Annotated in this window: 15 protein-coding genes; 9 read left to right on the top strand and 6 right to left on the bottom strand. The window is 70.4% G+C overall.

Going from position 1 to position 10,973, the window contains the following annotated elements; genetic code table 11:
- Positions 1–25: 25 nt before the first annotated feature.
- The gene (locus tag ACIQWX_RS18075) at positions 26–496 is read left to right on the top strand and encodes an ArsI/CadI family heavy metal resistance metalloenzyme (RefSeq protein ID WP_400871784.1); all 471 of its coding nucleotides are present in this window, start codon (positions 26–28) and stop codon (positions 494–496) included.
- 48 nt (positions 497–544) lie between these two features.
- On the opposite strand, the gene ACIQWX_RS18070 is transcribed toward ACIQWX_RS18075, so the two are convergent.
- The 6 genes from ACIQWX_RS18070 to ACIQWX_RS18045 all read right to left on the bottom strand — a co-directional run bounded on the left by ACIQWX_RS18070 (position 545) and on the right by ACIQWX_RS18045 (position 3,712).
- Positions 545–691 (bottom strand): GNAT family N-acetyltransferase, encoded by a 147-nt coding sequence (locus tag ACIQWX_RS18070; protein WP_400871781.1) that lies wholly within the window; start codon positions 689–691, stop codon positions 545–547.
- A gap of 72 nt (positions 692–763) precedes the next feature.
- Positions 764–1,750 carry a methyltransferase domain-containing protein gene (locus ACIQWX_RS18065; RefSeq protein ID WP_400871778.1) on the bottom strand — a complete coding sequence of 329 codons (987 nt, stop codon included), beginning with the start codon at positions 1,748–1,750 and terminating at the stop codon, positions 764–766.
- Positions 1,747–1,968 carry an ArsR/SmtB family transcription factor gene (locus tag ACIQWX_RS18060; RefSeq protein ID WP_400871776.1) on the bottom strand — a complete coding sequence of 74 codons (222 nt, stop codon included), beginning with the start codon at positions 1,966–1,968 and terminating at the stop codon, positions 1,747–1,749. Before ACIQWX_RS18060 ends, ACIQWX_RS18065 begins: the two co-directional genes overlap by 4 nt.
- 116 nt (positions 1,969–2,084) lie before the next feature.
- Positions 2,085–2,519 (bottom strand): STAS domain-containing protein, encoded by a 435-nt coding sequence (locus ACIQWX_RS18055; RefSeq protein ID WP_400871773.1) that lies wholly within the window; start codon positions 2,517–2,519, stop codon positions 2,085–2,087.
- A gap of 324 nt (positions 2,520–2,843) precedes the next feature.
- Complete coding sequence (locus tag ACIQWX_RS18050; RefSeq protein WP_400871770.1) at positions 2,844–3,485, bottom strand: phosphate signaling complex PhoU family protein; 642 nt, start codon at positions 3,483–3,485, stop codon at positions 2,844–2,846.
- Between the two features lie 11 nt (positions 3,486–3,496).
- Positions 3,497–3,712, bottom strand: a complete 216-nt coding sequence (locus ACIQWX_RS18045) for a hypothetical protein (RefSeq protein ID WP_400871767.1) — start codon at positions 3,710–3,712, stop codon at positions 3,497–3,499.
- A gap of 259 nt (positions 3,713–3,971) precedes the next feature.
- On the opposite strand from ACIQWX_RS18045, the gene ACIQWX_RS18040 reads away from it, so the two are divergent.
- The 8 genes from ACIQWX_RS18040 to ACIQWX_RS18005 all read left to right on the top strand — a co-directional run bounded on the left by ACIQWX_RS18040 (position 3,972) and on the right by ACIQWX_RS18005 (position 10,969).
- Complete coding sequence (locus ACIQWX_RS18040; RefSeq protein ID WP_400871764.1) at positions 3,972–4,568, top strand: chemotaxis protein CheB; 597 nt, start codon at positions 3,972–3,974, stop codon at positions 4,566–4,568.
- 121 nt (positions 4,569–4,689) lie between these two features.
- Entirely contained in the window at positions 4,690–5,109 is a 420-nt protein-coding gene (locus tag ACIQWX_RS18035; protein WP_400871761.1) for an STAS domain-containing protein, read from the top strand.
- Between the two features lie 458 nt (positions 5,110–5,567).
- On the top strand, positions 5,568–6,662 hold the full coding sequence (locus tag ACIQWX_RS18030; RefSeq protein WP_400871759.1) for an ANTAR domain-containing protein: 1,095 nt from the start codon (positions 5,568–5,570) through the stop codon (positions 6,660–6,662).
- A 95-nt stretch (positions 6,663–6,757) separates the two neighbouring features.
- Positions 6,758–7,168 (top strand): STAS domain-containing protein, encoded by a 411-nt coding sequence (locus ACIQWX_RS18025; RefSeq protein WP_400871756.1) that lies wholly within the window; start codon positions 6,758–6,760, stop codon positions 7,166–7,168.
- 330 nt (positions 7,169–7,498) lie between these two features.
- Entirely contained in the window at positions 7,499–8,959 is a 1,461-nt protein-coding gene (locus tag ACIQWX_RS18020; protein WP_400871753.1) for an aldehyde dehydrogenase family protein, read from the top strand.
- A 29-nt stretch (positions 8,960–8,988) separates the two neighbouring features.
- The gene (locus tag ACIQWX_RS18015; RefSeq protein ID WP_400871751.1) at positions 8,989–9,444 is read left to right on the top strand and encodes a DUF4383 domain-containing protein; all 456 of its coding nucleotides are present in this window, start codon (positions 8,989–8,991) and stop codon (positions 9,442–9,444) included.
- A 13-nt stretch (positions 9,445–9,457) separates the two neighbouring features.
- Positions 9,458–9,859 carry an SRPBCC family protein gene (locus ACIQWX_RS18010; RefSeq protein WP_400871748.1) on the top strand — a complete coding sequence of 134 codons (402 nt, stop codon included), beginning with the start codon at positions 9,458–9,460 and terminating at the stop codon, positions 9,857–9,859.
- Between the two features lie 246 nt (positions 9,860–10,105).
- A complete protein-coding gene (locus ACIQWX_RS18005) occupies positions 10,106–10,969 on the top strand; it encodes an NAD(P)-dependent oxidoreductase (protein WP_400871745.1) in 864 nt (287 codons plus the stop codon).
- The last annotated feature ends 4 nt before the right edge of the window (positions 10,970–10,973 follow it).

The following is a 10,973-nucleotide window of genomic DNA, read 5'->3' as shown; positions in this document are numbered from 1 at the left end:
TCATCTATTCAAGGAGGTAGCGGAGATGTCACGGGTACAGCTGGCCCTGCGGGTCGGGGACCTGGCCGGATCGATCGACTTCTACTCGAGGCTGTTCGGGACGGAGCCGGCGAAGCTCCGGCCGGGCTACGCGAACTTCGCGATCACCGAACCCGCGCTGAAGCTGGTGCTCCTGGAGGGCGAGCCGGGCCAGGAGACGGTGATGGACCACCTCGGCGTCGAGGTCGAGTCGACCGACCAGGTCAACGCCGCGACCCAGCGGCTGACCGGCGAAGGGCTCGAGACGCTGACCGAGGACGACACCACGTGCTGCTACGCGGTGCAGGACAAGGTGTGGGTGCACGGGCCCGGCAAGGAGCCGTGGGAGGTCTACACGGTCAAGGGCGACTCGACGACGTTCGGCACCGACAGCGCCGCACTGGTCACCCCGGCGACGTGCTGCACACCGGACGCCGAGACCAGCGCGACGACCAAGCCGGAAGGCTGCTGCAACTGAAGCCCCTGGAGCCGGTGCGCAATCGAGGGGCGCACCGGCTCCACTCTTCTAGGCGCCGATCCGCGAGCTGCGGCGTTCGATCATGACGACGTCCCACCACACACCGTGGTGCTGACCGACGCGGTCACGGACGCCGATCTCCCGGAACCCAGCTCGGCGGCGCAGTTCCCGGCTGGCGGTGTTCTCGGGGAACACGCCGCTCTGGATCGTCCAGATGCCCGCGTTCTCGGTGGAGGCGATCAGCGCGGCCAGCAGCGCCTGCCCGACTCACCGCCCCTGCGCCTCCGGATCGACGTAGACGCTGTGCTCGACGACCCCGGCGTACACGCACCGCGAGGACACCGCAGAGACCGCGGCCCAGCCGATGACCCGACCCGCCGGGTCGAGGGCGACCAGCCTGTGCTCCGGAAGGCGCGTCCCAGCTTTTCCACGTCGGCGCGCGGTCTCGAAGCTCGCCTGGCCGGTGTCCAACCCGGTCTGATAGATCGCCAGCACCTGGTCCGCGTGCTCAGCCGTCATCGCGACAACCTCGACCGGCTTGGTGGCCTGGATGATCGCGGAGTGGAGCTTGTCGCCGGTCTCGTGGGTGAGCTGGACGTCGACGCCGCTGAGCCCGGCGTCGTGCAGGAGCGCCCGGTAGCGGTCGGCGGTGAGCGCGCCGCCGAGGCATTCGACCGCACCGGCGCGGGCCGCGCGTTCGGCGTCGGTGAGGCTGTCGTCGGCGAGGATGTCGGTAATGCCGACCCGGCCGCCGGGCCGCAAGACGCGGGCGATCTCCCCGAACACGGCGGGCTTGTCCGCCGACAGGGCGATGATGCAGTTGGAGATGACGACGTCGACCGAAGCGTCCGGCAGCGGGATCTGCTCGATGGTGCCCTTGAGGAACTCGGCGTTGGTCACGCCGGCCTGCTCGGCATGACGCCGGGCGAGGGTCAGCATCTCGTCGGTCATGTCCAAGCCGATAGCCCGCCCACCTGGCCCGACGCGACGGGCGGAGAGCAGGACGTCCAGCCCGCCGCCGGAGCCGAGGTCGAGGACGGTTTCGCCGGGCTTGAGCTCGGCGACGGCGAGCGGGTTGCCGCAGCCGAGGCTGGTGGCGGTCATCTCGACCGAAAGCTCCGCGCCGGCGTAGTGCACGGCGCCGAGCCGATCGGCGTCCCCTTCGCCTGCCAGCAGGCCAGTCCCCTCACCGGCCAGAGCCCGCCGGGCGGCGGTGGCATAGCGGTCCTGGACGGCATCGCGATCGGGGTTCATCGGGCCTCCTCGTCGACGGTCTCGGCGAACGACCGGACCCCGCGCCCCATGACAACGTCCGCGGCACTCGGGAAGCAGGACACGCACTCTTCGTTCACGCGGTAGAGCCGAGCGGTCCCCCGCGGCTCGACCAGCACGAACCCGGTGTCGGCGAGGACCTTGAGGTGCGCAGAGACGGTGGACTGCCCGACGCTGACCTGCTCGACGATCTCGCCCACGTCATCGGCGCGCCAGCCTCGGCGAGCAGGTCGAGGATCTGCACCCGCGTCGGGTCGGCGAGCGTCCGGAACCACCCGGCGTACGTCTGATCGGCTCGTACGAGTTCCGTGCGGACCTAGACCCCGCCGGCTCTAGAAGAAGGGTCGGCGGGGTCGCGCCCTGTGACCCAGCAGGTGCGTGGTGGCGGGACTGGCTTGTTGAGTCTGCGCACGGCGGCAGCCAGCGCACCATGGTCATTGCTGTCGGCCAGAACCTCTTGCAGGTCCGCCAACCGCAGTATTCGGCCGACTTCGCCGCGAGCGTGACGGACTTGATAGTGGACACCGTGATCGATCGCGGAAGAATAGCCGGACAGCAAAGCGTGTATCCCAGCGCTGCTCAACGCCGTCAGCTCCGCCAAGTCGACCACCAGTCGGTCAGGGCGGGCGTCGGCGATCAGGCTCGTTATCCGAACCTGTAGCCGGAAAGGTGCGTTTCCGAGCATCTCGCCCATCAGCGCGAGCTCGAGTTGCTGGCCGGTGGTGGACCGAAGCCGCATCAGGAAAGTCATCGCCTGACTCCCGTCCGTTCGCGGCAACCCTGACCCTTCCGGAAATGGCCGCAGCACGGCAAAGCGTACGCCCACGGACCCCGCTTCACCGTGTGCATTCGGGGCAACTTCGACTGCGGACCCGGTGATAGCCGGACCAAAGCACGGCGGCGAAGTCAGTTCCTGCGTGGGTCATCCCGTGAATGGAACTGCGATGTGCTGAACCACGGCAGTAGAGCACGATCATTTCCGAGACCCGCCGGAGAAGCCGACCCGGTGACCGACAACGAGCAGCTACGCGAGGCTCGTCTGGGCGCGGGTCGAGTGCGTCGGGCCGGGCCCGGGCTACTGCGGAAGGTCGCCGCTGCTGGCGAAGTCGAGGCGCTTGGCGACCGAGACGGCTTGGTCGGCGAAACGTTCGTAGAACCGGGTGGTCAGCGCCGCGGTGACTGCGGCGCGCTGGTCGTGCTGCCACTTCCCGCCGGTGATGGTGGCCAGCAGGTCGGCGTGGAGGGCATCGACGGTCTCGTCGGCCTGCCGCAGCTCGGCGAAACCATCTGTACCCGTGCGGATCTGGGCGGCGACGCGTTCGGCCATCTCCGCGTCCAGCCGGCCCATCCGCTCGAAGGTCGGCGCAAGATCGGCCGGCACCGCTGGACCGGGGTGAGCGAATCGCGCGGTGTCGGCGATGTGCGCCGCCAGATCCCCCATGCGCTCGACCTTGTCGGCGCAGTAGACGACCGCCAGGACCCGGCGCAGATCGCCGGCGACCGGAGCCTGCAGCGCCAGCAGCGCGTAGGCGTCCTCTTCACACCGGGCGCGCTGCACATCGAGCGCGTCGTCGTCGGCGATGACCTGCTGGGCGAGCACCAGGTCCGCGTTCACCAGCGCCGCCGTGGCGTGCCGGACAGCGGACGCGGCCGCGTCGCACATCTCGGCCAGCTGCCCGGTGAGACGCTGCAAGTCGCTGCGGAAACCCTCGCGCATGGCCAACGAGCTTAGTGGGGCGCGGTCGTGTAGGCGTGGTTGCCCTCGTGGCCTGCCGGGCAGCAACAACCGCTCGGCCGGATGGCCTCGTCGAAGTCGGTCTCGCCGCACACCGGGAGGCGTTCCAGCACCCGCCGGCCCGGCCACCACCGCAGCCACCACTCATCGCCACCCACTTGGGCGGCGTGCTCGTGCCCGTGCTCGGCCGCCAGGACGCACTCCAGCACCCGATCCGCAGTACACCTGCAGAGTCCGCGGACGGCGTCCGCCTCGTGCGCGGACAACACGACCTGCTCTGAGCACAGTCCGGTACCCGTCATGGGTTCCAGCGTAGGCAGAGCACACAAAGCCGCCACTCGTCGGTGCACCCGTACGGTCGTCACGCTGACGAGGACACGGCCAGGATGGCGCTCTCCATCCTGCAGATCGCCGAGCAGGCTGGTGTGCTCGGTGAAGCGATCGCGCACCGACGTGGGAGGTACCGCCGTGGACGAGCAGTTCCCGATCGTGGTGCTGGCCTGCTCCGCCGGCGGCCTGGACGCCGTCACCCGAGTGCTCGCGCCGCTGCCCGCGGACCTGCCGGCCGCGCTCATCGTCGTCCAGCACCTGCCTCCCGACGTGCCCAGCGTGCTGCCACGGATCCTGGCCGACCGAACCGCTCTGCAGGTAGCGCCGGCCGTCGACGGCGCCCGGCTGCGGCCGGGTCAGGTCCTCGTCGTCCCGCCCGGGCAGCACCTGGTCGCCACCACCGACGGCACCGTCGCGGCCATCCTCGCCGACGGCGTGCCGCCCTACCGCCCCTCCGCCGACCTGCTGCTCGCCACCCTCGCCGTCGTCGCCGGCACCCGCGTCGTCGCGGTCGTACTCTCCGGCCGCGGCAACGACGCCGCCACCGGCGCCACCGCGGTCCGCCGCTTCGGCGGCACGGTCATCGCCGCCGACCCCGCCACCGCGACCGTCCCGGCGATGCCCGAAGCCACCATCGACCGCGACGACATCATCGACGCCGTCGTCGACGTCGACGACGACATCGCCGCCTTCCTCGTCGCTCTGGCCGCCACGCCGCTGCCTCATCACGGTTGACCGACGCCGTTTTCAACCCCGTTGTGGTCTCGCACCGCACCGACTTACCCTCGACGCATCGGTTGAGCCCCAGCCGCAGCGGTACCGGCCGCCCGGACGTGCGCGAGTGGGGGTGACGTCGATGGAACGGTGGTCCGACCAGCCGTCGAGCAACGGCAGGTTGCGGGTGTCGCGCTCGCACGGCGATCCGGTCGTCCTCGCCCTGGCCGGTGAACTGGACACAGCCACCCTGCTGTCCGCGGCGCGGCCGCTGGCCATGGTGCTCGCCGAAAGACCGCCGCCCCACGCTGTCGTCGTCGATCTCACCGAGCTGCGATTCCTGGCCGTGGCCGGCGCGCGGATGCTGCACGCCGCGGTCGACTACGCCGCCGGCAAGACCGCCGTCCGGATCGCGCTGGGCCCAAACCAGATGGTCGCCCGGGTGTTCGCTGTGACCGGTCTGGCGGCGATGCTCGACACCTACCCGGATCGGACCACCGCGCTGCAAGCCGGCCGGCGGGACCAGTTCGTGCAGTGGGCCCAACAGCTGTGGCACAGCTAGGAAAACAACTCCTGCCACGTAGCAGGGTTCACGGGCCGGCGTGCGGGTCGGCCGTCTCGTGCGACGTTGACCGCCGCTCAGCCGCGGGCGGCGGGTCGGATGACGTGACGACGCAGGCGTGATGGCCGAGTATTTCGGCGTGACGCGCAGCGAGTCGGCCGCCTCGGTCACCCCGACCTTCGCCGGCGCCCTCGACGCCGGCGCCGGTGTCCGGACGCTGTTTCGCGCCGTCGCCGCCGCGAAAGAGGCTCGCGTTCCGTCGCGCCCCTCCGAGAGAGCTGAGTCAGCCGCTCTCGACAGCCCCTTGCATCGCGTGGGTATCGTTCAGACGGAAGTTCGGACAGCCGACGCAAGGACGCTTCGTCGAACTCACGGACGGCTCCGTCAAGAAGCGGCTGAGCCTCGGCAAGGACCGGTGCAGGCGGTCGCCGATGGTGCTGCGAGCCGTAGGGGGAACCATGACGGGAGAGGCCACCCGCGCGTCGGTCGGTGTCGAGCGCACCTTGGTGCTGCGGCTCACCGGCACGCTCGACGCGAGCACCATCGCCGAGACACTCGCTCACCTGCACGACAGCACCGCGGCGGTGTCACCGCCGGCCGCCCTCGTCCTCGACCTGCGGGACGTGCGGACGCTGTCCGCCCGCGCGGCTCGCGAGCTCATCAAGTTCGTTACCGCTTACAGCCCCCATGTCCGATTGCTGATCGACCCCGACAGCGTGGCGGTCCGAGCGTTGCGGCTCATCGATCCGGCCGGAACCGTGCCGGCTTTCACCGACCCTGCCCAAGCGCTGAAGCCGTTCGGTCCGCCGTCTCCCGCAGAGACCGAAGCCGACGTGCCGTGGCTGACGGAGTTCGAATCACTGGCCCGCACCCTGCTGGGCGACACGACCGTCGCGGGTGCGCTGCGCCACGTCGTGGAAGCGGCTCAACGCGTCATCGAGGGCGCCGACCTGGTCAGCATCACCCTGCGGGCCCACGACGGCGGCTTCTCCACACCCGCGGCGACCGCCCCGGTGGGCGCCGTGCTCGATCAGGTCCAGTACCGCAGCGGCGACGGCCCGTGCGTCTCGGCCGCGCAGCCGGAGGGACCGGGGTACGTGCACAGCGACGACCTCCGGGACGAAGCCCGGTGGCCGTCGTTCACCGCCGCCTCGGCCGGCCACGGCTTCCGGGCGATCATCTCCACCGCGCTGCAACCGATCGAGGCATCGGAAAGCCTCTCGGGGGCGCTGAACGTGTACTCGCGCAAGCCGCACGGCCTCACCGCAGCCGACCGGCACGCAGCCCTGCTGCTGGCGACGCACGCGTCGTTGGCGCTGGCTCACGCGCAGACGGCCGAGCTGGCCGAACTGGAACGCGCACAGCTGCGGCAAGCGGTCAGTTCCCGCGACGTCATCGGACAAGCCAAGGGCATCCTGATGAACCGCCAGGGCATCACCGCCGACGAAGCGTTCGACCTGCTGCGCCGGACCTCCCAAGATCTGAACGTCAAGCTGGTCGACCTCGCTCGGACACTCGCCACCCGGCACACCGATCTCGACGAAAGCCGCTGAGCTACGCCGCGGAGACCCCACCGCCGGCCCGCTGAGGTGATCCGTTTCGCGGATCGCTTCCCGGGGTAGTCGCCTGGGGTCGTGGGAGGTGGACGGTGGGCATCTCGTTCGATCCGAAGCGCTTGGAGATCGTGCATTCGGAGACAAGTACCGGCATCGCGGCCTTGACGCTGTCAGGAGAACTTGACGCCGGTACGGTGCCGAAGCTCTCCAGCGCCGTAGTCCGGGTACTGGCAGAAGAGCGCGAAGTACTCATTCTGGATCTGTCCAGACTTTCGTTCATGTCCGTGGCCGGGGCACGTTCGATCCGGCTCACCCACGACGCGGCCGGAGCAACCCGCCTGCGGATCGTGACCGGCGGCAGCCGCGCGGTGGAGCGCGTGCTACAGGCGACCGGGTTCGCGGCCGTGCTGGACTGCTACCCCACCCGGTCAGCCGCACTGAGCGCGGGCAGCCGGACGTCGTTCGTGAGCCAGGCCAACGCCAGCTGGAACATCGACCACTGACCCGAACACGCACTGGAGCGGGTGCCGCCCCGGAGCAGGGCAGGGCCGGGCAGCGAGCAAGCCACCACAGGCAACACCCAGCAGAATCAGAGACAGCAGGATCCGCTTCGGCACCGAGCGGCCGACCACGACCAGGGACGGCGGGCTGAGCGCGAGCAACGTCAACAGCAACGCCTCAGCCGGCCCGCACCAGTCGAGGACTCGCGGGAATCCGAGCTGCCGGCCGACGAGCCATGAAGCCGCCGGCTCACCGCGTGACCCGTCCGTCCGGCGTTTGCCGGGCACAGCCTCGGGTAGCCGACCCCGCGTACTCGGACGAAGGGACAGGACGTGGGCCTGCTCGATGCGACGGACCGCTGGTCCGGCCGAATCTTCACCGGCGAATGGACACGCACCGGCGGCACGACCGCCGCGACCGAACCCGCCACCGGCGACGAGCTCGGCCAGGTCGGCACCGCAACCGCCGACGACCTCGCCCGCTCCGCGACCGCCGCGGCCGAAAGCGCACAGGACTGGGCACACGCCGGCTACCGGGAACGCGCCGCCGTCCTGCGCCGCGCCGCCGCCTTGTTCGAGCAGCACCGCGACGAGATCGCCGGCTGGCTCACCCGCGAAGCCGGCAAGACGGCCACCGCCGTCGAACTCGAGCTGAACCTCACCCTCGACGAGCTGCACGAGGCCGCGTCGCTGGCGAGCGCGCCGTGGGGCACGCTGCTGCCCACCACCCAGGACGGCCGCACCAGCATCGCCCGGCGCGTCCCGTTCGGCGTGGTCGCGGTGATCGCGCCGTGGAACTTCCCGCTCATCCTCGCCATGCGGTCGGTCGCGCCGGCCCTGGCGACCGGAAACGCCGTCGTGCTCAAACCCGCCAGCGACACCGCGATCTGCTGCGGCGTGGTCATCGCCCGGCTCTTCGAAGAGGCCGGCCTGCCCGCGGGCGTGCTGCACATGCTGCCCGGCAAGGGCAGCGAACTCGGCAACGCCGTCGCCGAAGACCCCCACATCGACATGATCTCCTTCACCGGCTCGACCCCGGTCGGGCGCGAACTCGCGAAGGCCGCAGCCGGCAGCTTCAAGAAGTTCGTCTCCGAACTCGGCGGCAACAACGCCTTCGTCGTCCTCGACGACGCCGACGTCCCGGCCGCCGCGGCCGCGGGCGCGTTCGGCAGCTTCGTCCACCAGGGCCAGGTCTGCATGGCCGTCGGCCGGCACCTGGTCGCCGAGAAGATCGCCGACGCCTACGTCGAAGAGCTCACCCGCATCGCCGACGGCCTGCGGGTCGGCGACCCCCGCGACGACGTCGACCTCGGCCCGGTCATCAACGCCAGTCAAGCCGACCACATCGAATCCGTCGTCCAGCGGTCGGCCGACGCGGGCGCGAAGGTCACCGCCGGCGGCCGCCACGACGGGCTGTTCTTCCGCCCGACCGTCCTCGCCGGCGTCGCCCCCGACATGCCGGCGTTCACTGAGGAAATCTTCGGGCCGGTCGCCGTCGTCACCACGGTCACCGACGACGACGAAGCCGTCCGCCTGGCCAACGCCACGCCATACGGGCTCGTCGCCGGGGTCCACAGTGGATCCGCCAGCCGCGCCCGCGCGGTCGGCGACCGCCTGCACGCCGGGATGGTGCACGTCAACGACCAGACCGTCAACGACGAAACCATCGCACCCTTCGGCGGCATCGGCGAATCCGGCGGCAGCAGCCGGTTCGGCTCGTTCGTCAACCTCGACGAGTTCACCCGCTGGCAATGGGTCACCGTCCGCGACGAACAAAGCAACCCACAACTGTGAGCCTTGGCGCTCACGAGGGAAGGAAAACCATGACGACACGCACTCCCACCAGTACCGGCCGCACCGCCACCCAGCTCACCGCGACCGTCGTCTCGGTCGTGTTCCTGCTGGTCGGCGTGCTCGGTTTCGTCCCGGGCATCACCACGAACTACGACCAGCTCAGCTTCGCCGGCCACAACTCCATGGCCATGTTGCTCGGCCTGTTCATGGTCTCGATCCTGCACAACATCGTCCACCTGCTCTTCGGAGTCGTCGGCCTGGCCGCGGCCCGCACCCCGCGCGGCGCGTTCGTGTTCCTGGTCGCCGGCGGCGTCGTCTACCTCGTGCTGTGGCTCTACGGACTGGTCATCGACCACGGCAGCTCCGCCAACTTCGTCCCGGTCAACAACGCCGACAACTGGCTGCACCTGGTTCTCGGTGTCGGCATGATCGCGCTCGGCCTGCTCACCGGCCGCGCGGCGCGCTCGGCCCCGACGACCCGCTGAGTGGTGAACCCCCATGACCGAATTCGAATGCGAACGACGTATCGCCGCCGACGCCGGCACGGTGTTCGACGCGGCGGCCAATCGATCCACTTTGGACCGATGGCTACCCGGCACCGTAACGGTGCACCCGTCGGAGCCACCCGGGGTGGACGTCGACGTGGCCGGCTCGACCGGCGAGCCCGGCCTCCTACGAGAACGCCGCGACCAGCTCCGGCTCGAATGGGGCCGGCGGGGCAGCCCGGACTACAGCGGCTGGCTCCAGGTCGCCTCCGCCGAGGGCGGTACCAGTTACGCGACCGTGCACCTGTCCTTCCTCGGCGACGACCCGCGCAACCACGGCGGAAAGCCGGCCGAAGACGTCGACCGGCAGCTGCGCGAGTCCCTCGACCGGCTGGCCGACCTGGTTGAGCATTGAGTAGTCCCGCACCACGCGGAGAGGAGCAACCCGTGACGCAGCGCCTTCCGGACCCGGACGAACACCGCGCCAGGGATGATTCACCAGACAACCGGCAGAACCCACCCCGGCGCGACGCCCCGCAAGGACCGCTCGAGGACGACCGAGCCCGCTCTCGGAAGGGGCATCCGTCCGGCAACGAGAACTTCCGCGGCGAGCCGTGACCTGCGCAGGTTTCTCCCTGGACCACCTGGGTACCGCGGAACCATGACCAAGACGGCAGCCGTGCTCGGCACGGGACTCATGGGCAGCGGCATGGCACGCAACCTCGCCAAGGCCGGATTCGACGTCATCGCCTGGAACCGCACCACCGAAAAAGCCCGCCCGCTGGCCGACGACGGCATCGCCGTCGCCGAGGAACCGGCTGAGGCCGTCGCGGGCGCCGATGTCGTGCTCACCATGCTGTTCGACGTCGACGCGGTCACCGACGTGATGAACAAGGCTCTGCCCGCGTTCGGGCCGGACACGATCTGGATCCAGTCGGGCACCGTCGGCCTGGCCGGTACTTCCCGCCTCGCCGAGCTGGCCCACGAGCACGGCACCGCGTTCGTCGACGCCCCCGTGCTGGGCACCAAGCAGCCGGCCGAAGAAGGCAAGCTCATCGTTCTTGCCGGAGGCCCCGCCGAGCTGAAGGACACCGTGGCCCCGGTCTTCGACGCCATCGGCGCCCGCACCGTGTGGGTCGGCGACCGGCCCGGCGACGGGCACCGGCTCAAGCTCGCCGCCAACGCGTGGGTCCTGTCGGTCACCGCGGCGACGGCGCAGAGCGTCGCGCTCGCCGATCGCCTCGGCATCGACCCCGGCGGGTTCCTCGACGTGATCGGCGGCGGCCCGCTGGACTGCGCGTACGCGCAGCTCAAAGGCAAGGCCATGATCTCCGACGAGCTCGAGCCGTCGTTCGGTCTCGGCGGGGCGGTCAAGGACAGCGCACTGATCCTCGACGCCATGCGCGACGCCGGCGTCGACGACCGGCTGATGGCCGCCATGCACGCCCAGTACGCCGCCGCCGAGGACGAGCACGGCGACGAGGACATGGCCGCGGTCGTCCACGTCGCCACCGGGTCGCACTGACGCG

Source organism: Amycolatopsis sp. NPDC098790 (genome assembly GCF_044759945.1).
In the GTDB taxonomy this organism is placed as follows: domain Bacteria; phylum Actinomycetota; class Actinomycetes; order Mycobacteriales; family Pseudonocardiaceae; genus Amycolatopsis.
Note: the sequence above shows the minus strand (reverse complement) of the source record. Positions and strands in the feature narration are given on the sequence as shown.